Origin of the sequence: Flavobacterium chilense, assembly GCF_001602525.1 — a bacterium.
GTDB classification, from domain to species: domain Bacteria; phylum Bacteroidota; class Bacteroidia; order Flavobacteriales; family Flavobacteriaceae; genus Flavobacterium; species Flavobacterium chilense.
In genome coordinates, this window is the sequence record NZ_LSYT01000008.1 from 1 (window position 1) to 26,001 (window position 26,001).

A 26,001-nucleotide genomic window follows, 5' to 3' on the forward strand; every position below is an offset into this window, starting at 1 on the left:
TATCCAAACCAAACATCAGGTACAACTGTAACTACCGTTGGAAATGTAACCACAAACGATACGTTAAACGGACAAATCGTAACTTCAGCCAATACAAACGTTACCCCAAAAACAACAGGACCTTTAAGTGTTGATGCAAATGGCGAATTAACTTTAGCAGCCAATACACCATCAGGAACTTACACCATTGATTATACAATTTGTGAAGAAGGAACTACATCAAACTATTCAACTGCGACAGCAACCGTTGTAGTTGGAAGTGGAGTATTGAATGCAATAACAATAACAACGCCCCCTATAAACGGAAGTATTGGAGGTACTACAATATCATTAATTGATAATGCTACTTTGAATGGAAATCCTGTAATTGTAAAAAACAATCCGGGAGGAGTTATTTTAACAAACGTAAATGTTCCAAAAGGATTAGCCCTAAATCAGGATGGTTCAGTGACAGTTAGTCCGGGTACTCCAATAGGAATTTATGAAGTAGAATATAGACTCTGTGAATATCTAAATCCATCAAACGGTATTACTGTAAAAAGTTATGTTCCGGTAACAGGAGCAATTCTGGAGGCGAACAATGATAATGCAGGAACTATAAATAGTACAAAAGGAGAGCATTCAACAACAAATATATTTAATAATGATAAGCTAAACGGATCTGCACTGAATCCTGCAGATGTTATTTTAAGTACTGCAGTTGCTAATCCTAATTTGATTTTAAAAGCAGATGGAACAATCGAAGTAAAATCGGGAACACCTTCTGGTAATTATCAACTGACTTACCAAATTTGTGAAGTTTTAAATCCGGGGAATTGTAGCCAGGCAGTAGTAAAAATTGCAGTAGTAAATATTGAAGATCCTACGCCGCCGGTAACTCCAATGGCAAAAATTGTATTAACCAATGATCAGGGAGTAAGTGTTGATGGTATAAACGGTTCACTTGAATTTATAAATGTTTTAGATAATGATTTATTAAACGGATTACCAATTAATCCTGCGGATATTATAATTGCAAATACACCAAAAAGTCCTTATTTCGAATTTAATGCCGATGGAACTGTAAATGTAAAACCAAACACACCGGGAGGAAATTACGTTTTGACCTATCAGGTTTGTGAAAAAGCATATCCATCAAATTGTAATACTGCAACATTAACTGTTTTTGTTGAAGTTCCGTCTATTGCAATAATCAAAACAGCAGTTTCTAATGATGAAAATGGTAACGGATTTGCAAATGCAGGAGAAACAATTACCTATAAGTTTAAGGTAACCAATACAGGTAATGTTCCTTTAAAAGGAGTTATGGTTTCAGATCCTTTACCGGGAGTTGTAGTTTCAGGACAACCAATTGATTTGAATGTAAACGAATCTGACGAGCATAGTTTTATCGCCACTTATAAAATTACACAAAATGATATTAATAAAGGAAGTGTAAGCAATCAGGCAAGTGTAAAAGGAACCAGCTTAAGAGGTGTTATGGTTGAAGATATGTCGGATGATGAAAGTAATACCGAAGATAAGCCAACAGTTTTACCTTTAACTGGTTGTGTGATCAAAGTCTACAATGCATTCTCTCCAAACGGAGACAATAAAAACAGTAGATTTTATATTCAGGGCTTAGAATGTTATCCGGATAATACAGTAGAAATATACAACCGTTGGGGAGTTTTAGTCTACGATATTGACAAGTATAATAACGAAGATCGCGCCTTTAAAGGATTCTCTGAAGGACGTACAACCATAAAACAATCTGATGGATTACCGGTAGGAACCTATTTCTACATTTTAAAATACAAAGACAGCGAGTCAAATCCGCATGAACTTTCAGGTTATTTATATATCAGTAAATAAAAAAATTAGCGACCTGGCCTTAATATCAGGTCGCTTTCTAAAACTTTTTAAATGAAAAAGATAATTTTAATATTTATGTTTTTTTCGGTGGTGTGTTCCGCTCAACAAGATTCTCAATTCACACAATACATGTACAATACCATTACGATAAACCCTGCATATGCAGGTTCCCGAGGAGTATTAAGTGTATTTGGATTGTATCGTACACAATGGGTAGGACTTGATGGTGCACCTAAAACCAGTACCTTTTCTGTAAATACACCATTAAATAATAGTAATCTCGGCTTAGGAGTTTCTTTAGTAAATGATAAGATTGGTCCAACTAATGAAAACACTTTGTCTACAGATTTATCTTATACTGTTCCAACTTCTGAAACATTTAAACTTTCGTTTGGAATAAAAGCCACAGCAAATCTTTTTAACCTTGATGTAAGTAAATTAAGTTTTGAAAATCAGGACGATCCACAGTTTCAAAATTTAAATAATAGGATTACACCAAACGTAGGAGCCGGTGTGTATTGGCATTCAGACAGAGCTTATTTAGGGTTATCGGTACCTAATTTTATAGAAACTAATCGCTATAATGATGACGATACTGCTATTTTCAAAGACAAAATAAACTATTATTTTATGGCAGGTTATGTATTTAATCTGGATCATTTACAATATGTTAAATTCAAACCGGCAATCCTGACAAAAATGGTTCAGGGAGTACCTTTACAGGTTGATGTTTCGGGAAATTTTATGTTTAATGATAAATTTGTATTAGGATTAGCCTACCGTTGGAGTGCATCTGTAAGTGCAATGGCTGGATTTCAGGTAACAGATGGTCTATATGTAGGATATGGTTATGATCATGAAACCACCAATTTAAGAAGATACAATTCAGGATCTCACGAGATCTTCCTTCGTTTTGAATTTTTTAATAACTATAATAGAATTACATCACCAAGATTTTTTTAAAACCGCCTCATGAAAACCAAAAACCTACACTATTCCATTTTATTTTTATTATTTTTTTTAAATACAATTGCCCAGACTACAACGATCAGTCATGCTAATGATCAGTACGAAAAATTCGCTTATGCAGATGCTATAAAACTCTACGAAACAGAAGCCAATAAAGGTTACAAAGACGAGAAAATGTTTCAGCGTTTAGGTAACTCCTATTATTTTAACGGAGAATTAGTTAAAGCCCTAAAATGGTATGATGAACTGTTTGCAATGAATGATCAGCAGGAACCTGAATATCTATACAGATATGCACAATGCCTTAAATCCGGAGGAAATTATACTAAAGCAGATGCAATTCTGGAAAAATTCAATCAAAAAGTTGCGACAGACAAAAGAGGTATTTTGTTTGAAAACAACAGAAATTACTTAGAAGAAATAAAATTTAATTCTGGCCGGTTCGAAATTGCTGATGCTGGAATCAATTCTAATTATTCAGATTACGGAAGTACTATTTTCGAAAACAAATTAGTTTTTACCTCTGCAAGAGATACGGGAAGAATTATGAGGAAAAATTTTAAATGGACCAATAAATCTTTTACCAATCTGTACACTGCAGAATTAATGTCTGATGGAAGCGTTGGAAATCCGAAACGTTTTCAGAAAAAAGTAAACACAAAATTCAATGAGTCAACTCCCGTTTTTACAAAAGACGGAAGAACCATGTATTTTACCCGAAACAATTTTCTAGACGGGAAAAGGGGAAGAGATCAACACAAAACCACTTTATTAAAATTATACAAAGCCAGTTTTATTGATGGCGAATGGAAAAATATCGAAGAACTTCCGTTCAATAGCGATCAGTATAGTGTTGCGCATCCTGCATTAAGTACAGACGAAAAAACATTGTACTTTGCATCAGATATGCCAGGGACTCTTGGGCAATCAGACTTGTTTAAGGTTGCTATAAATAATGACGGAACTTTTGGAAAACCTGAAAATTTAGGAACTTCGGTTAATACCGAAGGAAGAGAAACTTTTCCATTTATCTCCGGAGACAATGAACTTTATTTCGCAACAGATGGAAGACCCGGATTAGGCGGACTGGATGTTTTTGTGACCAAAATAAATAATGATGGTACTTTTGATGAAGTACAGAATATTGGAGAGCCAATAAACAGTAAAAAAGATGATTTTGCGTTTATCATAAACAGCAAAAACAGAAATGGATTTTTCTCTTCAAATAGAGATAATGGTCAGGGATTAGACGATGTTTATCGATTTACAGAAACCCGAAGATTAATCTGCGAACAGGAACTAACAGGCACAGTTACAGATTCAGAAACAAGCGAAGTTCTCTCAAATGTAACTTTAATTTTGTTTGATGAAAACAGACAAAATGCACAGCAGGTTGTTACGGATCAAAATGGAAATTATGTTTTCTCAAAAGTAAAATGTGGTAAAAAATACTTTATAAAAACCTCAAAAAGCGGTTATGAGATAAAGGAAATTCCGCTTGCAATCAAAAAGGAAAACGGAAGAACAACCCTGCCGGTTTCATTAGAAAAAATACCTTTACCATTAGTTGCTAAAACAGTAATGATTAAAACAGTATCGGTAAAATCTGTAACAATGAAACCTATTGCTGTTGGAACAGATTTAGCAAAAGTATTGCATATTCCGATGAACTTTTTTGATTTAGGAAAAGCAACCATCAGAAAATCATCAGAACCGCAATTGAATAAAATTGTAGAGGTATTGAAACAATATCCAACCTTAACATTAGACATTCGTTCACATACAGACAGCCGACAATCAGCTTCAAATAATATGATTTTGTCAGAGAAACGAGCGCAATCAACCAAAAACTGGTTAGTAAGCAAAGGAGTCGATAGCAATCGATTAACAGCAAAAGGATACGGAGAAACAGAATTGGTAAATAAATGTGCCGATGGTGTTAAGTGTACAGAACAACAACACCAACAAAACAGACGAAGCGAGTTTATAATTGTAAGTCTGTAATTTAATTAAGTAAAAAGGCTTTCTGGAAATATATTTCAGAAAGCCTTTTTTAATATTTTAAAGCGGAAATATGTCGCTCCTATGGAGCTTTGAAAATTGGGATTCATGTCTGGTTATAAATATTTTGCTCCGCTGGAGCGAGTCCAAAGTCCCATAGGGACGTAATATAGAAACAAATTGAAATAAGAAGAAAAGCCCAGCGAGGTGAAATATTTATTATTTAGCAATAAAATTAGAATCTGTAATAAGCATATTGCTGATTTCACTTAAAAATTCAAATTCATCAGTAGGAAACATTTCTAATACCATTTCTAAAACAAGTGCCACATTAATAGGTGAAGTTTTGTTTGTAGTAGAAATTTTATGAGCTTCCTGATCGAGTGCTACAATACATAGTTTTATGGTTTCGGTAATAAAACAACCAAGTTCGCAATAATTTGCCACTTTAATTTGAACCGTGTGATTTCCTTTTTTGCCAGTAGACGGATTTAAAGTGTTTAAATAGCGACCAGCTAATTTTGTTAGATATTCTAAATTTTTAATTTCACTTGTTTCCATAAATGATTTTTTTAGTCAAAAATCAAATGTACGAAAAACTTTAAATAACATACTATAGTATGTTAAAAAGAATAAATAGAAAACGCAAATTGTCTGAAATTAAAAAAAGGTGGATAAGTCAGAAGAATTAAAGCGTCTAGGTACTCGAATTAAAGAGCTTAGAAGTACCAAAGGATTATCACAAGCTAAATTAGGATTATTGATACTTAAAGATCAGCAATCTATTCATAAAGTTGAAGCTGGTGAATTTAATCCTACATATCTTTATCTACTTGAATTAGCTAAAGGTTTGGAAATTTCAGTAAAAGAACTACTTGATTTTGAATAATTCAACGAGATTCAGAAATATAAGAAACACTATGAAAGCCCTTTTCTAATTTGAAAAGGGTTTTTTATTTAAGCTATGTCAATAAACATTAATGGTTTTAATTTTACTGACTTATCCACCTTTTTTTAATTTCAGACAATTTTACGTTTTCTATTTATTATTTACAATATACCACAATATTTAATTTAGGTTTTTTCTTACTTAAAAATAACATAGATTTGCAATCATATTTTTTCGAAATCTTAAAAATGTGCTGAAGGCACAATAGAACCAGCGTAGTGCATCGCACTACGAATTAGATTAAGAAGGAACATTGCCCTGAAAGGGCAAAAGCAAATAAGCTCAGTAATTAAAAAAGAATAATATGTCGCAGTCACTATCTAAAGTATATGTTCATTTGACCTTTAGTACAAAAGGGCGTTATCCATTTATTGATCAGAATATACAAGAGCGACTATGGCAATATCTTGGTGGAATTTGTAAAGGATTAGAATGTAATCCAATTCAAATAGGAGGATATAAAGATCATGTTCATATACTATGTTTATTATCTAAAAAGATTACCCAAATGAAATTGGTAGAAGAGGTAAAAAAGCAATCTTCAAAATGGATAAAAACCATAGATGACAATTACGCAAAATTTTATTGGCAAGATGGTTACGGAATATTTTCTGTTAATCCCTCAGAAATAGAAATAGTAGTGCAATACATAAAAAATCAGGAAGAGCATCATAAAAAACGAACATTCAAAGAAGAGTTAGTGGCATTCTTAAACAAATACAATGTAACCTATGATGAGCGGTTTCTTTGGGATTAGGCTTTCGCCCTTTCAGGGCTGAAAAACGATTATCTCTTATTCATTCATAGTGCTTCGCACCATGCTATTGCTAAAGCTCTTTCAGAGCAAATCTTGAACACGGGTAGTATGGATTTTTAATAACATTTTGATGTTCAAAAATGGACTCAAAACCCAAAAGTATTAGCAAAATGTATAGTGCTATTCTGTTACTAAGTCTCTTCCAGAGCAAATCAGGAATACGGATAGTACAGATTTTTAATAGCACTTTTTTTATGTTTAAAAATAGACTCAACCCCCAAAAGTATTAACAGACTGTTTTGCACTAAGCTATTGCTAAGGCTCTTTCAGAGCAAATCTTGAACACGGGTAGTATGGATTTTTAATAACATTTTAATGTTCAAAAATGGACTCAAAACCCAAAAGTATTAGCAAAATGTATAGTGCTATTCTGTTACTAAGTCTATTTCAGAGCAAATCAGGAATACGGATAGTACGGATTTTTAATAGCACTTTTTTTATGTTTAAAAATAGACTCAAAACCCAAAAGTATTAGCAAAATGTATGGTACTATTCTGTTACTAAGTCTCTTCCAGAGCAAATCTTGAATACGGATAGTACGGATTTATTAGCATTTTTAATCTTTAAAATGGACTCAACCCCAAAAGTATTAACAGACTGTTTTGCACTAAGCTATTGCTAAGTCTATTTCAGAGCAAATCTTGAATATCGATAGTGTGGATTTCAAATCATAATTTTTCTAGATCTTTAAAATGGGCTGAAAGCCTAAAAGCAATAGCATAGTGCATCGCACTATGAAATAAATTAAGATCAAATATCGCCCTGAAAGGGCAAAAGCAAATAAGAAACAATATGAAAAAAATCCCTCCTGATATAATGACGATTTATTTTTGAATAATCAGTAAATGATAAAAACACTATATTTTTCGTAAAAAAGTCTTAAAATTCATTCATTTTTTTGAACTAATATTTTAAAAATATAAAGTATTAGTTATTATCTTTAAAATGAATGTGTTAAGTTTTAAAAAATCGATTTCGTTGTTGTGTGTGTGCAATGTTTTTTTAACTTTATAGATCTAAAATTTTTCAGATATGACTGTAAATCAAATATTAAACGCAAAAGGGAAAAATGTTTATTCAGTTCTTTCGACAACAACGGTTTATGAAGCCTTAAAAGTGATGGGAGAAAAAAACATAGGAGCTATTCTTGTTATTGACGGTACCGATTTAAAAGGAATATTGTCTGAAAGGGATTATGCCCGAAAAATTGTTTTGAAAGACAAATCATCAAAAGAAACATTTGTTCATGAAATTATGGAAAGCAGCGTTTTCTCTGTAAAACTTTCCAATAATATTGAAGATTGTATGGAACTAATGAGTACTAAAAGAATCAGACACTTACCTGTTCTGGAAGACGGAATTGTGGTAGGAATAATTTCGATTAGTGATGTCGTTAAAGCCATTATTGAAATTCAAAAAGACACCATAAATCACTTAAACTCTTATATTTCTCAATAAAAGAAATTCAAAAAATTAACCTCATAAAATAGTCCATATCACAAAGGACTATTTTTTTTGTGACTCTTAAAATTGTTATTTTAAGAAAAGAAAGCTGTAAAAAGATGTCATTTTAAGCCAAGACTTATATCTTTGTAAGCTAGAATAAAAGCTAAAATAAATGAGCAAAGAGAGTAAAAGAAGAGAAGCGTTACTGTATCACTCAGAACCAACTCCAGGAAAAATTCAGGTAGTTCCAACAAAAAAATATGCAACCCAAAGAGATCTGTCTTTGGCTTATTCGCCAGGTGTAGCTGAGCCTTGTTTAGAAATTGCAGCAAACGTAGATGACGTTTACAAATATACAGCAAAAGGAAATTTAGTTGCCGTAATCTCAAACGGTACAGCTGTTTTAGGACTTGGGGATATTGGCCCGGAAGCTTCTAAACCAGTAATGGAAGGAAAAGGTTTGTTATTTAAAATATTCTCAGACATTGATGTTTTTGATATTGAAATCGGAACCAAAGATGTAGAAGAATTTATTCAGACCGTTAAAAATATTGCCCCAACTTTTGGAGGAATAAATCTTGAAGATATTAAAGCACCGGAATCTTTCGAAATCGAAAGAAGACTGGTAGAAGAATTAGATATTCCTGTAATGCACGACGATCAGCATGGTACAGCAATCATCTCTTCAGCGGCTTTAATCAATGCACTGGAATTAGCAGGTAAAAAAGCAGAAGATGTAAAAGTAGTAGTTTCCGGAGCAGGATCTGCTGCGATAGCCTGTACAGATTTATATGTACTATTAGGCGTAAAAGTAGAGAATATTTTAATGTTTAATAGTAAAGGACTTTTAACAAAAGACAATCCTTCATTATCAGAATTGCAGTTGAAATATGCTGTAAACGGTCCTAAAATCGACTTAGCAGAAGCTGTAAATGGAGCAGATGTTTTCATCGGATTATCTTCGGGAGATATCCTGTCTCCAGAAATGTTATTGACAATGAAAGAGAATCCGATTGTTTTTGCCATGGCAAATCCAAACCCGGAAATCGATTATAATTTAGCTGTTGAAACCCGAAAAGACGTTATTATGGCTACGGGACGTTCAGATTTTCCTAATCAGGTAAATAATGTTTTGGGTTTCCCTTATATCTTTAGAGGAGCACTAGACGTACGAGCTACAAAAATTAACGAAGAAATGAAAATGGCTGCTGTAAAAGCCCTAGCCATTTTAGCAAAAGAACCAGTTCCGGAGCAGGTAAACGTAGCTTACGGAGCAACAAAATTAGGTTTTGGACAAGAATATATCATTCCTAAACCATTTGATCCTAGATTGATTACCGTTGTAGCGCCAGCAGTTGCAAAAGCGGCAATGGAATCAGGAGTAGCAAAAAATCCTATTACAGACTGGGCAGCTTATGAAGATGTACTTCGTGAGCGTTTAGGAAACGATAATAAAATGGTGCGTTTGATTACCAATCGTGCTAAAATGGATCCAAAACGAATTGTTTTTGCAGAAGCAGATCAGTTAAACGTATTAAAAGCAGCGCAAATTGTTCATGAAGATGGTATTGGTTTTCCAATTTTATTAGGAAACAAAGATGTTATCTTAGAATTAAAAGCCGAGTTAGGTTTTGATGCAGAGCTTGAAATCATTGATCCTAAAACAAATGAAGAAGAAGCAAGACGTAACAGATTTGCTAATTCATACTGGGAAACAAGAGAAAGAAGAGGAGTTTCTTTGCTTGATGCTCAGAAATTTATGCGCGAAAGAAACTATTTTGCGGCAATGATGGTTAACGAAGGCGAAGCAGATGCTTTGGTAACAGGTCATACCAGAAGTTATCCAAGTGTAGTAAAACCAATGTTACAATTAATCGATAAAGCACCCGGAGCTTCACTTGTTGCAACAGCAAACATGATGTTAACTTCTCGTGGACCAATGTTTTTATCAGATACAGCAATTAATATCAATCCATCTTCAGAAGATTTGATAAATATTGCAATTATGACAGCAAAAACAGCAAAAATGTTTGGTGTTGAACCGGTTATTGCAATGGTTTCATTTTCAAACTTTGGTTCGTCAAGTAGTCCAAGTGCCTCAAAAGTAAGAGAAGCAGTAGCTTACTTGCATAAAAATCATCCGGACTTAATTGTTGATGGAGAAATTCAGGCAGATTTTGCACTGAACCAGGAAATGCTTGCTGAGAAATTTCCTTTCTCTAAATTAGCAGGTAAAAAAGTAAACACATTAATTTTCCCGAACTTAGAATCAGCGAATATTACTTATAAATTATTAAAAGAATTATATAAAGTAAATTCTATTGGACCTATCATGATGGGAATGGGTAAACCTGTTCACATTTTCCAATTAGGAGCAAGCGTTGAAGAAATGGTTAATATGGCTGCAATTGCAGTAATTGACGCTCAGGAAAAAGAAAATAAAAAGAATAAATTAGCTAAATAGTAAAGACAATAAGGATCAAATAATATTGTCGTATTTTTATTGCATTTTTGTTATATTTGACCCTAATAAATTATACTATGATAGCACACTTGCAGGGGAAATTGGTTGAAAAGAATCCAACAGAAGTCGTAATTGACTGTGGCGGAGTTGGTTATCAGGTGAATATATCCTTACATACCTTTTCATTAATTCCCAATGCTGAAAATATAAAACTGTATACGCATCTTCAAATCAAAGAAGATGCGCATACTTTATTTGGTTTTGCAGAAAAATCAGAACGAGAAATATTTAGAATGTTATTATCTGTTTCGGGTATTGGAGCAAATATTGCCAGAACAATGTTATCTTCCATAGAACCAAGACAAATTATTAACGCCATTGCATCTGGAGATGTTGGAGTGATACAATCCATTAAAGGAATTGGAAACAAAACAGCACAACGAGTAATACTCGATTTAAAAGAAAAAGTGTTAAAATTGTATGATTTGGATGAAGTTTCTGTAGTTCAAAACAATACAAATCGAGATGAAGCGTTATCTGCTTTGGAAGTTTTAGGTTTTGTTAGAAAAACTTCAGAGAAAGTAGTAGAGAAAATCGTAAAAGAAGATCCGGAAGCTACTGTAGAAAACATTATCAAGAAAGCCTTAAAGAGCCTATAAACTCACCTATATAAACGAATTGTATGCGTAAAATTTGTATTTTTTTACTGTTTTTATTATGCGGTAATGTTTTGCGTGCGCAAGTAAATCCAGCAGTTCAAGATACAACCAAGACACAGTTCTCTGTTGGGAAAGTAGAATTACAAAATCCACCAAGCATACTTTCCGCTTATAGATACGATCCTATTACAGATCGTTATATTTACACCAGTTCAGTAGATGGTTTCAACATCAATTATCCTATTGTATTAACTCCTAAAGAGTACGAAGACTTAGTTTTGAAAGAATCCAGAAGAGATTATTTCAGAAAAAAAGCAGATGCTATTGATGGTAAAAAAGCAGGAAGCGAAGCTGCCAAAAAAAATCTATTACCGCGATATTATATCAATTCAGGATTTTTTGAAAGTATCTTTGGTAGTAATACAATCGATGTAAAGCCCACAGGATCAGTAGAGATGGATTTGGGTGTTCGTTACACCAAACAAGATAATCCTTCTTTTTCGCCAAGAAACAGATCAAGCCTTACTTTTGATTTTGACCAGCGTATCAGTATGAGTTTAATGGGGAAAATAGGAACCAGATTAGAGGTAAATGCAAATTATGATACCCAGTCTACCTTTGCTTTTCAGAACCTTTTCAAACTGGCTTATACACCTTCAGAAGATGATATCGTTCAGAAAGTAGAAGTTGGTAACGTTAGTATGCCATTAAATAGTACCCTTATTCGTGGTGCTCAGAGTTTGTTTGGAGTAAAAACAGTTTTGCAATTTGGTAAGACAACAGTTACAGGAGTTTTCTCAGAACAAAAGTCACAAACCAAGAGTATAGTTGCAGAAGGTGGGGGAACCGTTCAGAACTTTGATTTGTATGCTTTAGACTATGATAACGACAGGCATTTCTTCCTTTCGCAATACTTTAGAAACAAATACGATGCATCTTTAAAAAATTATCCACTTATCGATAGCCGTGTTCAGGTAACAAGATTAGAAGTTTGGGTAACCAATAAACAAAACCGTGTAAGCACAAACAATAATAACTTAAGAAACATTATTGCGCTTCAGGATTTAGGTGAAGGGAAAATCTCAGGTGTTCCGGATAATCAGGTTGTAGTAATCAGCTCTCCGGCAGGATTTTTTAATAATCCGGTTGATAGCCCTACAGACAATAATAATAATAAGTACGATCCGGCAACAATTGGTAAGGCAGGATCTTATTTAAATTCAAATATTAGAGAAATTGTAACTGCAAAAACAGGATTCAATAACGCTAATACAAGTGAAGGAACAGATTATTCAGTACTTGAAAACGCCAGAAAATTAACCACAAACGAATATACATTCAATGCACAATTAGGATATATCTCATTGCAACAACGTTTAGCAAATGATGAGATCTTAGCAGTAGCTTTTGAATATACAGTTGGAGGAAAAGTGTATCAGGTTGGAGAATTTGGTAGTGATGGAGTTGATGCAACTGTAGTTACCGGAAACAACAATGCCAATCAGGCGATTATTACACAAAGTTTAGTGTTAAAAATGCTGAAAAGCAATTTGACAAACGTTCAGAATCCGGTTTGGAACCTGATGATGAAAAACGTTTATCAAATACCACAGGCTTATCAAATCAAGCAAGACGATTTTAGATTAAACATACTTTATACAGATCCTTCACCAATAAATTATATTTCTCCGGTTCCGGGAACATCCTTTCCGCCAAACCCAACTGCAGATAATAAAGTCGATCAGACTCCATTATTAAATGTTTTTAACTTAGACCGATTAAACTACAATAATGATCCGCAGGCAGGAGGAGATGGTTTCTTTGATTACATTCCGGGAGTAACCGTAGATGTTCAAAACGGACGAATTATTTTTACCACAAAAGAACCTTTTGGAGAACTTTTGTTTAAAAAATTACAAAATACAGGTTCAGGAGAAAACTATGATGATCCAAACACATACAATGCCAATCAACAAAAATATGTGTTTAGAAACATGTATAGAAATACACAATCCGGAGCTTTGCAGGATAGTGATAAAAATAAATTCTTATTAAGGGGAAAATATAAATCATCAGGAAGTAATGGTATTCCAATTGGAGCATTTAACGTTCCTCAGGGATCTGTTGTTGTAATGGCAGCAGGACGAAGACTGGTAGAAGGTATTGATTATAGTGTCGATTATCAATTGGGAAGAGTTCAGATCCTGGATCCGTCACTTCAGGCATCCAATACACCAATTGAAGTTTCATTAGAAAATAACTCTATTTTCGGACAGCAAACCCGAAGATTTATGGGATTCAATATCGAACATAAAATTTCGGATAAGTTTGTTATTGGAGGAACCTATTTAAAAATGACAGAAAAACCATTTACTCAAAAATCGAGTTATGGACAAGAATCAGTAAACAACACTATCTTTGGATTTAATGGAAATTACTCTACAGAAGTTCCTTTCTTTACCAGATTAGTAAATAAATTACCAAACATCGATACAGATGTTCCGTCAAACCTTTCGATACGTGGAGAAGTTGCATTCTTAAAGCCAGATGCTCCAAAAGCAAGTGATTTTGAAGGCGAAGCCACAATTTATGTAGATGATTTCGAAGGATCACAATCTACAATTGATATGAGATCTGCTTATGCTTGGAGTTTAGCTTCAACACCATTCGTAAACTCCATTAATGACAATACATTTAATGCCAATTCAAATACATTAGAATATGGTTTTAAACGTGCAAAACTATCATGGTACACCATTGATCCAATTTTTTATGCCTCGAAACCATCAGGTATTTCAAATGATGATTTGTCATTAAATACAACCAGAAGAGTCTATAGTAAAGAGCTTTATCCAAATACAGATATTGCACAGGGACAAATTCAGGTAATTAATACATTAGATTTAACCTATTATCCTTCAGACAGAGGACCATACAACAACAATCCAAACTTTAGTGCAAGTGCAGCAAGCTCTAATTTTGGAGGAATTATGCGTGCTTTAAACTCAACCAATTTTGAGCAGGGAAATGTAGAGTACATACAATTTTGGGTTTTAGATCCTTATGTAGGAACCGGAGAAGCGCCAACAAATAATACAGGAAAAATATATTTCAACTTAGGTGAAATATCTGAGGATGTCTTAAAAGACGGAAGAAAACAATATGAAAACGGATTAGGTCCAGGGCAGATTATGGTAAGTCCGCAACCACTTTGGGGAGACGTTCCGGCATCACAATCTCTAATCTATGCTTTTGATACCAATGCTGATAATCGTAGAAATCAGGACGTTGGTTTGGATGGTTTACCAAGTTCAAGAGAAGGTTCAGTGTATACTAATTATGCAGGAGAAGCTGACCCTGCTGCAGATGATTATACATATTATCTAAATACAGACGGAGGTGTTTTAGAGCGCTATAAAAATTATAATGGTACAGAAGGGAACTCTGCTGTAAGTATCGACGATCCTAATCGTGGTTCGACAACATTGCCGGATGTAGAGGATATTAACCGTGACAATACCATGAGTACCATTAATGCTTATTATGAATATAGCATTGATGTAAAACCAGGAATGCAGGTAGGACAAAATTACATTACAGATATTCGTGAAGTAAGCAATGTCGAGTTGCCAAACGGTTCAACAACAACAGCAAGATGGATTCAGTTTAAAATTCCGGTTGCTCAGCCTCAAAATACTATTGGAAACATTACAGATTTTAGATCAATCAGATTCATGAGAATGTTCATGACCGGATTTAATAATCAAATGACGGTACGTTTTGGAGCATTAGATTTAGTAAGAGGAGAATGGAGAAGATATACAGGTTCGCTCGATGCTAATGATCCAACTCCTAATGATGACGGAACTGAGTTTGATGTTTCGGCTGTAAACATTCAGGAAAACAGTACAAAGTGTCCGGTAAACTATGTAGTGCCACCAGGAGTTCGAAGAGAGCAGTTATATAATAATAATACTATTATCAACCAAAACGAACAAGCTTTAGCGTTACGAGTTGGCGGATCAGGTTTGCAATATCAGGATTCAAGAGGAGTGTTTAAAAGTGTAAGTGTAGATATGCGTCAGTATAAAAAACTGAAAATGTTTTTACACGCAGAATCCCTGCCTAATGAAAATACATTATTAGACGACGAAATGATTGGTTTTATTCGTTTTGGTAATGATTATACACAAAACTTCTATCAGGTTGAGGTTCCGTTAAAAGTAACCAGAACAGGAGGGTCTTGTACCATAAGTCCGGATCAGGTTTGGCTTGAGGAAAACAACATCGATCTGGCACTTGAATTATTAACCCGAATGAAAATTCAGGCGATGAATATTGATATCAATTCAAGCAAAAGAGATATCAATGGAATTTATTATCCCGATGATGATTTAAGTGTAAGCGGAGGCGACGGAGACAGTAAATTAAGATTAGGGATAAAAGGAAATCCAAATTTTGGTTTGGTCCGAAACTTAATGGTTGGGGTAAAAAGCAGGGCTGATCATAAAGATATAAAAGGGGAAGTTTGGTTTAACGAACTTCGACTGGCAGATTTAGAGAACAAAGGCGGTATGGCGGCAATATTAAATATTGATACCAATATGGCTGATTTCGCAACAGTATCTGCAACAGGTAAAAAAAGTACAATTGGTTTCGGATCTCTGGAGCAAGGAGCAAACGAAAGAAGTCGTGAAGATATTCAACAGTATAATATTGTTACAAATCTTAATTTAGGAAAATTACTGCCTCATAAATGGGGAATCAATTTACCGTTTAATTATGCAATTGGAGAAGAAGTGATTACTCCGGAATATGATCCGTTTAATCAGGATATAAAACTGAATCAGTTGATAAGCGAAACTACTGATCCGGCAGAAAAAGACAATATCAGAACCCGTGCAGTTGATTATACAAAACGAAGAAGCATCAACTTTATTGGAGTAAGAAAAGACAGAGCGCCAGAGCAAAAACCACATGTTTATGATGTCGAAAATTTAACATTCTCACAATCATACAATCAGGTAGAACGCCATGATTATGAAGTAGAAAGCTATGTAGATGAGCAGTCAAATACAGCTGTAAACTATGCCTATACTTTCCAGCCAAAAGAAATCGTTCCGTTTAAGCAAACCAAATTCATGAAGAAAAGTGAGTATTGGAAGCTGCTAAGCGATTTTAATTTTAATTACTTACCATCTAATATTTCTTTCAATACTAATATTTTAAGACAAAGTAATCGTCAGCAATACAGACAGGTTGATATACAAGGAATAGGTCTTGATCCTTTGTACAGAAGAAATTTTGCATTCAATTATCAATACGGTTTTGGATTTAATTTGACAAAATCACTAAAATTAAACTATACAGCTGCATCTAATAATATAGTTCGAAACTTTTTAAATGATGACAATTCGCCAAAAGAAGATTTTAATATCTGGGACGACTATTTTGATATCGGAACACCAAATCAGCACGTACAGCAATTAGTGTTGAATTATGATATTCCGATCAATAAAATACCGGTTCTGGCTTTTGTAAAAGCATCTTATTCTTATACGGCAGATTACAGCTGGCAGCGTTCTTCGACAGCGTTCTCTCAGTTTGTAGATGCTAACGGACTTCAGTGGGATTTAGGAAATACGATTCAGAATGCAAATTCAAATACACTTACAACAACTTTCAATATGAATACGTTGTATAAGTATTTAGGTTTAACACCGGGGGCAAAACAAGCTTCAAAACCTAAACAGGCAGCACCGCCAAAACCAGGGGAGAAGATTGTAAATACAGCTAAACCGGCTACAAGCAGCAGTCCGTTTTATGATGGTTTGATGGGTATTTTGACCAGTGTGAAAAATATTCAGGTAAACTATACTAAAAATAGCGGAACAGTTTTACCGGGATTTACGCAAGGAGTTGGTTTCTTTGGGACATCTAAACCAAGTCTGGGATTTGTTTTTGGAAGTCAGGACGATATCCGTTACGAAGCAGCAAAAAGAGGCTGGTTAACGAATTATCAGGATTTCAACCAAAACTTTACTCAGGTTACAAATAAGCTTTTGAAAATTACGGCCAATGTCGATTTATTGCCGGATTTAAAAGTCGATTTGGCAATGGATCGTTCTTATTCTGAAAATTCATCAGAACAATACAATGTAGTCAATGGAGATTATATTGCACAATCGCCATATACTTACGGGATGTTTTCTATTTCGACAGTGTTAATTAAAACAGCATTCTCTACAAGTAGTGAAACACAATCAGCAGCATTTGATGATTTTAGAAATAATCGTTTAATCATTGCAGATCGTCTGGCAGCAGATCATTATGGAGCAGGAGCTGCTATACCAAGATATGGAGATGCAAATAATCCAATTCCGGCCGAAACAGATCCAAACTATAAAGTATATGTTGCAAATCAAGGATATCCAATAGGATTTACAAAAAGTAATCAGGCGGTTTTATTACCGGCATTTTTAGCGGCATATACCGGAAGTAATGCTTCGGGTAGTTCAACAGATATTTTTAGAAGTTTCCCAATTCCAAACTGGAGTATAAAATACAACGGCTTGATGCGTTACAAATATTTTAAAGACAGATTTAAGCGTTTTTCATTACAGCATAATTACAGAGCGTCTTATACTATAAACCAGTTCCGATCTAATTTTGATTATATCGAAAAACCGGACGGGCAGGATGTAAACACCAATTTCTTTAATAAAACCATCATGTCAAACGTCAATCTGGTAGAGCAGTTTAGTCCGCTTGTCCGTGTCGATTTTGAGTTAAAAAGTTCTTTACGTTTGCTTACCGAAGTCAAAAAAGACAGAGCATTGTCGATGAGTTTCGATAATAATTTATTGACAGAAGTAAAAGGTATGGAGTACGTTGTAGGTTTAGGATATCGTTTTAAAGATGTTATCTTCTCATCCAGACTTGCTGATAATCCTACAGGAATCATCAAAAGTGATATTAACATCAAAGCCGATTTCTCTTTTAGAAATAACCAAACATTAGTACGTTATCTGGATTATGATAATAACCAGTTGGCGGCAGGACAAAATATCTGGTCGCTTAAACTTACTGCAGATTATGCTTTCAGTAAAAACCTGACGGCTATATTCTATTACGATCATTCGTTCTCTAAAGCAGTAATTTCGACATCATTTCCTTTAACTAACATTAGATCAGGATTCACACTTAGATATAATTTTGGAAATTAATTTCTCGTTTCTAAACGGGATTTTATTAGAAGATTATTACATTTGTGACTGAATTATTAAATTATCAATTTTCAAACACAACTATTATGAGCATACCAGCAAATTTAAAGTACACAAAAGATCACGAATGGGTTAGCATCGAAGGAGATGTTGCAACTGTAGGAATTACTCATTTTGCACAAAAAGAGTTAGGGGATATCGTGTATGTTGAAGTAGAGACTTTAGATCAGACACTTGATAAAGATGAGGTTTTTGGAACTGTAGAAGCTGTAAAAACAGTATCTGATTTGTTCTTGCCTTTAACCGGAGAAATTATTGCTTTTAATGAAGAACTTGAAAGTGCGCCGGAAACAGTTAACTCTGATCCTTATGGAGCTGGATGGATGATTAAAATAAAAATTGCAGATGCATCAGAAATAGATTCTTTATTATCTGATGAAGCATATAAAGAACTTATCGGTGCCTAAACAACTGCTCTTAATCTGGGCAATTATTTGTTCAGGAATCATTACTTATTTTTGTCTTACAGATTCAAGTAATATTCCTGCTGTGAATTTTCCAAGTATAGACAAGATTGTTCATTTTTGTTTTCATTTTGGATTCACGATTTCCTGGATTTTGTTTTTCAAAAAAGAGCTTAAAGGAAAAGCACCAGATGATTTTAAAGCCTATTTTATTTCCTTTATATTCTCTGTTTTTTTTGGAATTACGATCGAAATTCTTCAAAGTGTTCTGACTACTACAAGAACAGCAGATGTAACGGATGTTTTGGCAAATGCAATTGGAGCTTTGATTGGAGTTTTTACAGCAATAGCCTTCAAGGAACAAATTGACAGAATATAAAAATATAATGAACCCACTTCGGTGGGTTTTTTGTTGTCCAAAAATCAAGTATCAAAAAGAATATTATTTTCTGAATTTAAAATGTATTTTTGTCCCAATTCTGCAAACTTCCAGAAATCATGAATGTTAAGCAATATTTAGATTCGACCTACTTAAAAACTGCCTCTCAAGCCGGACTTTCAGAAGCAGAAAATACGCTTGTGGTTAAAAGCGCAATTGCTGAGGCAATTCATGAAAGTTTTAAGTTAATAATGATTCGTCCTGAATATGTGACTTTGGCCAAAGAGATGATCTTAAAAGCAAATTCGACTTTGCATGTTGGTACTGTAATAGATTTTCCTGAAGGTACATCAGATTTAGAATCAAAACTTAAAGAGGCAAACAAAGCAATAGAAGATGGAGCAGATGATCTGGATTTTGTTTGTAACTATCAGGCATTTAAAGACGGTGATCTTGCTTTAGTGAAACAGGAAATTCTGGTAGGAACGCAAATAGGTCTTGCAAACAATAAAGTTGTAAAATGGATTATTGAAGTTGCTGCCTTAAATGACAAGCAAATAATTCAGCTTTCGGCTTTGATCAAGAATATTGTAATATCAAATTTTAAAGAAGAAAATTATGCTTCGGTCTTTGTGAAATCATCAACCGGGTTTTATAAAACCGAAAATGATTTACCAAACGGAGCGACTATACCTACTATTATAATGATGCTAGAAAATGCATCACCTTTGCCTGTAAAAGCTGCCGGCGGAGTTCGTTCTTACGAAGACGCTGTAAAAATGATTCGTTTAGGAGTTAAACGCATCGGAACTTCTGCTGCAAAAGAAATTGCAAACGGAGAAAATACCACAAATCAATATTAAATGAAAATTTACGTGAATAAGATTTTTCTATCTCTTACTTTAACATTATCAGCCCTATTTGCCTTCTCTCAGGATAACAAATCTTCGATTAAGCCTGGCTTTACTGCAGAACAATTTCCTGTTTTTCCAAATTGCGAAAATCTGCAATCTAAAAAACTGGAAGATTGTTTTTATAAAGAAGTACAGGATTTCGTATTTCAGAATTTTGAAGTACCTCAAAATTTAAAACAAACGAATTACAAAGGTGAAGTAAAAGTGCTTTTTGAAGTAGATGCAAATGGTGAGTTTAAAGTGATTTATGTAAATGCAGTAAATGATGAGTTATCTGTAGAAGCTAAAAGAGTTTTTGGAAAATTCCCTAAAATAAAACCATCAACTTATAACGGAAAACCAACATATTCAAAATATACCATCTCGATAGATATACCATTAAAAAGCGCTGATCAAATAGCATCTGAAGCTTTGGCTGCAGCTCAGATTTTAAAACCTGTCGAAAAACCAATGACAGAACTGGATAGTATTGTTTATAAAAAATATAACAATCCGGAGTTCGAAAGTCATTTGAATATTCCGTTTTCTCATAGTTACTATGCTCAGTTTGATGGAGCAATGAATCAGGTTGGGACTAATAATCATACAGCTTCAAAACCATATACTTATGCCGAAGTTTCTAAATATTATAACTTAAAAGCCGTAAATCAGTCACTCCAAAAAAACACCTCGACCTGGTTAGGCAGAAAATTCTGGAATGAAAATCTGGTTCAGATTCAGGGAGAAGATTATTGGCTGGCATTAAATCCTATTCTGGATTTGCAAATGGGTAAAGCTTCAGATCTTAAAGATTCTTATACTTATGTAAATACCCGTGCATTAAATTTTAGAGGAGGTTTAGGAAAGCATATTAACTTTACGACCACAGTTTTTGAAAGTCAGGGACGATTTGCAGGGTATTATAATGCTTATGCAGAAACCTTAAAACCATCAGGAGGAAATCCGGCAATTATTCCGGGAATGGGAATCGCGAAACGATTTAAAACAGATGCCTATGATTTTCCTTTAGCGGAAGCTAATATTACATATGCTCCGGGTAAAATTTTTGATTTTCAATTAGGTTACGGAAGAAATTTTATTGGAGATGGTTATCGTTCCTTATTGGAAAGTGATGGAGCAAGTCCGTATCCGTATTTTAAAATCAATACGACTTTCTGGAAAATTAAATATACCAATACCTATATGTGGCTTAAAGATGTTCGTCCTGAGGTTACGGTAGATAAAACATATGCTACAAAATTTATGGCGAATCATTACTTAAGCTGGAATGTTTCGAATAAACTGAATTTAGGATTTTTTGAATCGGTAGTCTGGACAGATACCAACAACAGAGGTTTTGATATTAATTTTGTTAACCCGATTATTTTTTATAGATCAGTAGAGTTTTCATCATCATCCAGAAGCGGTAATGCACTTTTAGGAATGTCTGGTAAGTATAAATGGAATAATAATGTGAATTTATATGCTCAGTTCTTGCTGGATGAATTTTCAGTTGGAGATATGGCAAGCGGAGAAAAGAGCTGGAAAAATAAATTTGGATACCAATTAGGCGCGAAATATTTCAATGCTTTTGAGGTTAAAGATTTATTATTGCAATTAGAATACAATCATGTGCGTCCTTATGTGTATTCGCACAGTGCTGTAATAACGAATTATGGTCATAACAACCAAAGTATCGGGCACCAATGGGGAGGGAATTTTGAAGAATTTGTGGCGATCGGACGTTATCATAAAGGCCGTTATTTTGCCGATGCTAAATTTACAATTGGAAAAAGAGGTTTAGACTTTGATACTGCAGAAGATAGTTATAACTATGGAGGTAATATTTATAAAAGTTACGAAGTAAACCGTCCATATGATAAAGGTGTAAAAGTGGGGCAGGGAAATAAAACCAATGTTTTTATTGCTGATGTGCAGGCGGGTTACCTAATAAATCCAATGACCAACCTGAAATTTTTTGGAAGTTTCCTTTACAGAAATTTTGATCCAATGCAAAATACAGCTACAACTTTTAAGCAAAGTACAACCTGGTTTACTGTCGGATTGCGTTCAGATATCTTTAATTGGTACTTTGATTACTAGAATATTTAATAAGATTTTTCGAAATAATTGTGTTAAAGATTTGCAAGTCCTTATTTTGTAAAGGTTTTATTGAAAAAAAATCTAATTTTATAGGTCAGTATTCTACAATCTAATTTGTACATTTGCACCACTCAAAAAAACATACAAACAATTACTGTATTGAACGCTACTAAAAATACATTTTCAATAAAATCAATATTTACAGATTTCAAGGAGATTACTAAAGCTGGTTTAGCAATCAGTGTATTGTTTTCTTCAATTGCAGGATATTTATTAGGAGTCAATGCTGCGCATCCTTTTAAATGGAGTGTGTTGGCGGTTTTGGCAATAGGTGGATATTGTATGGTTGGAGCTTCAAATGCCTTTAATCAGGTGATCGAAAAAGATATTGATTCTTTGATGGACCGAACCAAAAATCGTCCGGTTCCTTCAGGACGTATGTCACCAAAAATGGCTTTGTTTGTTGCAAGTTTGCTTACGATTATTGGAGTTACATTGTTGTACACCATTAATGCAAAGTCAGCAATGTTTGCCGCAATTTCAATATTCTTATACACGAGTATTTATACTCCTTTAAAAACAGTAACTTCTTTATCCGTATTTGTGGGAGCTTTTCCGGGAGCAATTCCGTTTATGTTGGGCTGGGTTGCTGCAACAGGAGAATTTGGCATCGAAGCAGGAACATTGTTTTTAATTCAGTTTTTCTGGCAATTCCCTCATTTTTGGGCTATTGGATGGTTCTTATATGAAGATTATGAGAAAGCAGGAATCTTTATGTTGCCAACAGGAAAAAAAGATAAAGGAACCGCTTTGCAGGTGATTTTATATACAATTTGGCTTATTATAGCATCGTTACTACCAGTTCTGGGATATACAGGACAGTTGTTTATTACGCCAATTGCTGCTATTATAGTGTTTTTGTTAGGTTTGTGGATGTTGTTTTATGCAGTGAAATTATATCAACTGCGAACAGCAAAAGCAGCAAGAACCCTGATGCTGGTGAGTGTTTCATATATTTCGCTCCTTCAAATCGTATTTATAGTTGATAAATTTTTAAGATAGTTATGGAAATGACAATGACAACAGGTGAGGAACAAGTAAGGAAGTCAAAATCGGCAAAGCTGATTTTACTATTCGCAATGGTTAGTATGACCATGATGTTTGCAGGACTTACAAGTGCATTCGTAGTAAGTAAATCAAGAGCCGACTGGTTGAAGAATTTTGAATTGCCAAGCGCATTTTATTATAGTACGGCTGTTATTATAGGGTGCAGTGTTACTTTTTACCTGGCTAAAAAAGCAATTCAAAAAGATAACAGAAGCGCTACTACAGCATTACTTTTAGGAACTTTAGCATTAGGAATTCTGTTTGTGGTTTTACAATTTGCCGGTTTTGGGCAAATCGTAAAAAGTGGTTATTATTTTACTGGAGAAGGTAGTTCAATTACTACAACTTTTCTTTATGTAGTAACCGTTACACACTTATTACACTTGGCTGGAGGATTAATTTCACTTTTAATTATAATTTATAATCATTTTAAACAAAAATACAATTCGACTCAAACTCTTGGTATAGAACTAGGTGCGATGTATTGGCATTTTTTAGATTTATTGTGGGTATATTTATTTTTATTTTTATATTTCTTTAAATAAGAAAAAAACGTAAATTTGGGAACTTTTTAACGAATATCTTTTATGGAAGCGACAGTTACTACTGCAAATAACGACGAAAAAACTTGGGGAGGCGGAGATATCCAGCCATTAGGAGCAAGTTATGGTAAAATGATGATGTGGTTTTTCATCGTATCAGATGCCTTAACATTTTCTGGATTTCTAGCTGCTTATGGTTTTTCTAGATTTAAATTTATTGAAACCTGGCCTTTGGCTGATGAAGTGTTTACTCACTTCCCATTTATGCATGGTGTTGCGGCTCCAATGTATTATGTAGCCTTAATGACTTTTATTTTGATTTTCTCATCTGTAACAATGGTTTTGGCTGTTGATGCAGGTCACCAATTGAAAAAAACAAAGGTTGCAATTTATATGTTCTTAACTATTATTGGAGGTTTAATTTTCGTGGGTTCTCAGGCTTGGGAGTGGAAAAACTTCATTAAAGGTGAGTACGGTGCAGTTGAAACAGTTGGAGGAAGTTTATTGCAGTTTGTTGATAAAGATGGAAAAAGAGTTGCTCTTGAAGAGTTTGCTGTGAAATTGCCAAATCAACCGGAAGAACTTACAAGATCAAAAGCTAAATGGTTTATGGAAAGTGCTGAAACAGTACCTACATATTCAGTAGCTGATATTCAGGCTGGTTTTAAAGCACATCCTGAGTTATTAATCAGAACTGAGCACCTTACAGCTGAAAAGAAAAAAACAGTTTTGACAAGAGCAGAATCTGAAGCTCGTTTAAGTCAGGCAAAATATGTAGTAGAAGGAGCGAACTTGACAAGAAACGAGTACGGAAGTAAATTATTTGCTGATTTCTTTTTCTTCATTACAGGATTCCACGGATTCCACGTATTCTCAGGAGTTATCATCAATATCATTATTTTCTTTAATGTATTGTTAGGGACTTACGAAAAAAGAAGAAGCTACGAAATGGTAGAGAAAGTTGGTTTATACTGGCACTTCGTTGACTTAGTTTGGGTATTTGTATTTACAGTTTTCTACTTAGTTTAATTTTAGATTTTAATTATTATGTCACACGAGCACGTATCAAATACAAAAAGAATCTGGTTTGTTTTTGCTTTATTATCAGTAGTAACTACAGTAGAAGTTATTCTTGGAATTTACAAGCCTGGAGTTTTAGAGTTTAATCATTTTGTAGGGTTGAATTTATTGAACTGGATATTTTATATCCTTACAATATTCAAAGCTTATTATATAGTATGGGCATTTATGCACATGGAAGGTGAAAAAAGCAGCCTTAGATGGTCTGTTGTTTCACCAGTTATTTTCCTAGTTTTATATTTATTGTTTATTCTATTGACAGAAGGACATTATATTTATGGGGTTTTTAAAGATTCTACTATTAAATGGAATTTTTAACATGATATTAATTCGAAAAGAAGCTCCGTTTTGCGGAGCTTTTTTTATTTTTGTACCTCATTAACCTCCGGTCAATAAAATGAAAAAAAATATAGTTCTCTTTGTACTTTTTGTTTTGCCCATTGTAGCCTATTTGTTCTTTGCTTCTGGTGTAAATAGCTTTACTAAACTTCCTGTAATAACACCAAAAGTTGCTGATCTGGGCGATTGGAAATCTCTTAAAGGAGAAAAAGTGACTTTGAATGATAAAATCACTATTCTTGGTTTTTCAGGTTCCGAAATATTAAAAAACAGAGGTAACTTCTTTAATCTAAACGAAAAAATTTATCAGCGTTATAATGGTTTTAAAGATCTGCAGTTTGTTGTAGTTTGTCCTTTAGGAACTGAAAATGATGCGCAGAAAATAATAGAATCCTTAGGAGCTTTTACAGATGTTTCAGGTTGGCATTTTGTGTTTGCTTCTCCAGAAGCTATTAAAGTGTTTTACGATCAGTTGCATTTAAAAGGTAAACTAGATCAGAATCTTGGAACTCCAAATGTTTATATCGTCGATAAAGAAAGAAACCTAAGAGGTCGTAAAGATAAAGATGAATACAAGGAAGGATACAATACTTTTCATCCTTCAGAGCTAAGCAATGAAATGCTGGATGATTTTAAAATCATTTTATACGAATATCGTGCTGCTCTAAAAAAGAACCACAACGCTACAAAAGAACTTTAATTGTTATAT

At 33.9% G+C, this 26,001-nt stretch carries 19 protein-coding genes; 18 read left to right on the forward strand and 1 reads right to left on the reverse strand.

The annotated features are described in order from the left end of the window. The 3 genes from A4F88_RS17795 to A4F88_RS17805 all read left to right on the forward strand — a co-directional run. On the forward strand, positions 1-1,854 hold a 1,854-nt coding region (locus A4F88_RS17795; protein WP_156062669.1), incomplete at its 5' end, for a T9SS type B sorting domain-containing protein. Between the two features lie 51 nt (positions 1,855-1,905). After that, positions 1,906-2,817 carry a PorP/SprF family type IX secretion system membrane protein gene (locus tag A4F88_RS17800; protein ID WP_068844073.1) on the forward strand — a complete coding sequence of 304 codons (912 nt, stop codon included), beginning with the start codon at positions 1,906-1,908 and terminating at the stop codon, positions 2,815-2,817. Positions 2,818-2,826: 9 nt separating this feature from the next. Next, the gene (locus A4F88_RS17805) at positions 2,827-4,827 is read left to right on the forward strand and encodes an OmpA family protein (protein WP_068844075.1); all 2,001 of its coding nucleotides are present in this window, start codon (positions 2,827-2,829) and stop codon (positions 4,825-4,827) included. Positions 4,828-5,043: 216 nt separating this feature from the next. On the opposite strand, the gene A4F88_RS17810 is transcribed toward A4F88_RS17805, so the two are convergent. Continuing rightward, the gene (locus A4F88_RS17810; RefSeq protein ID WP_068844078.1) at positions 5,044-5,385 is read right to left on the reverse strand and encodes a hypothetical protein; all 342 of its coding nucleotides are present in this window, start codon (positions 5,383-5,385) and stop codon (positions 5,044-5,046) included. A gap of 109 nt (positions 5,386-5,494) precedes the next feature. Between A4F88_RS17810 and A4F88_RS17815 the strand changes: the two genes are divergently transcribed. From A4F88_RS17815 to A4F88_RS17885, 15 genes are all read left to right on the forward strand, one after another. Further along, positions 5,495-5,713, forward strand: coding sequence for a helix-turn-helix transcriptional regulator (locus A4F88_RS17815; RefSeq protein ID WP_068844080.1), 219 nt, complete (start codon positions 5,495-5,497; stop codon positions 5,711-5,713). A gap of 364 nt (positions 5,714-6,077) precedes the next feature. After that, a complete protein-coding gene (gene tnpA / locus A4F88_RS17820; RefSeq protein WP_068844082.1) occupies positions 6,078-6,530 on the forward strand; it encodes an IS200/IS605 family transposase in 453 nt (150 codons plus the stop codon). 1,092 nt (positions 6,531-7,622) lie between these two features. Continuing rightward, positions 7,623-8,048 carry a CBS domain-containing protein gene (locus tag A4F88_RS17825; protein WP_068844084.1) on the forward strand — a complete coding sequence of 142 codons (426 nt, stop codon included), beginning with the start codon at positions 7,623-7,625 and terminating at the stop codon, positions 8,046-8,048. Between the two features lie 160 nt (positions 8,049-8,208). Next, positions 8,209-10,500, forward strand: a complete 2,292-nt coding sequence (locus A4F88_RS17830; RefSeq protein ID WP_068844088.1) for an NADP-dependent malic enzyme — start codon at positions 8,209-8,211, stop codon at positions 10,498-10,500. Between the two features lie 77 nt (positions 10,501-10,577). Beyond that, positions 10,578-11,159 carry a Holliday junction branch migration protein RuvA gene (gene ruvA, locus A4F88_RS17835; RefSeq protein WP_068844089.1) on the forward strand — a complete coding sequence of 194 codons (582 nt, stop codon included), beginning with the start codon at positions 10,578-10,580 and terminating at the stop codon, positions 11,157-11,159. A gap of 23 nt (positions 11,160-11,182) precedes the next feature. After that, entirely contained in the window at positions 11,183-18,385 is a 7,203-nt protein-coding gene (gene sov, locus A4F88_RS17840; protein ID WP_068844091.1) for a T9SS outer membrane translocon Sov/SprA, read from the forward strand. An 86-nt stretch (positions 18,386-18,471) separates the two neighbouring features. Then, a complete protein-coding gene (gene gcvH / locus A4F88_RS17845; RefSeq protein WP_068844092.1) occupies positions 18,472-18,852 on the forward strand; it encodes a glycine cleavage system protein GcvH in 381 nt (126 codons plus the stop codon). Beyond that, on the forward strand, positions 18,845-19,228 hold the full coding sequence (locus A4F88_RS17850) for a VanZ family protein (protein WP_068844093.1): 384 nt from the start codon (positions 18,845-18,847) through the stop codon (positions 19,226-19,228). The genes gcvH and A4F88_RS17850 overlap by 8 nt, the downstream gene beginning before the upstream one ends. Positions 19,229-19,347: 119 nt before the next feature. After that, positions 19,348-20,091 (forward strand): deoxyribose-phosphate aldolase, encoded by a 744-nt coding sequence (deoC, locus tag A4F88_RS17855; protein WP_068844094.1) that lies wholly within the window; start codon positions 19,348-19,350, stop codon positions 20,089-20,091. Between the two features lie 12 nt (positions 20,092-20,103). Then, the gene (locus A4F88_RS17860; protein ID WP_068844379.1) at positions 20,104-22,224 is read left to right on the forward strand and encodes an energy transducer TonB; all 2,121 of its coding nucleotides are present in this window, start codon (positions 20,104-20,106) and stop codon (positions 22,222-22,224) included. A gap of 159 nt (positions 22,225-22,383) precedes the next feature. After that, the gene (gene cyoE, locus A4F88_RS17865; RefSeq protein WP_068844095.1) at positions 22,384-23,286 is read left to right on the forward strand and encodes a heme o synthase; all 903 of its coding nucleotides are present in this window, start codon (positions 22,384-22,386) and stop codon (positions 23,284-23,286) included. A 2-nt stretch (positions 23,287-23,288) separates the two neighbouring features. Then, the gene (locus tag A4F88_RS17870) at positions 23,289-23,876 is read left to right on the forward strand and encodes a cytochrome c oxidase subunit 3 (protein WP_068844096.1); all 588 of its coding nucleotides are present in this window, start codon (positions 23,289-23,291) and stop codon (positions 23,874-23,876) included. Positions 23,877-23,918: 42 nt separating this feature from the next. Continuing rightward, positions 23,919-24,902 carry a cytochrome c oxidase subunit 3 gene (locus A4F88_RS17875; protein ID WP_068844097.1) on the forward strand — a complete coding sequence of 328 codons (984 nt, stop codon included), beginning with the start codon at positions 23,919-23,921 and terminating at the stop codon, positions 24,900-24,902. A gap of 18 nt (positions 24,903-24,920) precedes the next feature. Beyond that, on the forward strand, positions 24,921-25,271 hold the full coding sequence (locus tag A4F88_RS17880) for a cytochrome C oxidase subunit IV family protein (protein WP_053471657.1): 351 nt from the start codon (positions 24,921-24,923) through the stop codon (positions 25,269-25,271). A gap of 79 nt (positions 25,272-25,350) precedes the next feature. Beyond that, positions 25,351-25,992, forward strand: a complete 642-nt coding sequence (locus tag A4F88_RS17885) for a hypothetical protein (protein WP_068844098.1) — start codon at positions 25,351-25,353, stop codon at positions 25,990-25,992. The last annotated feature ends 9 nt before the right edge of the window (positions 25,993-26,001 follow it).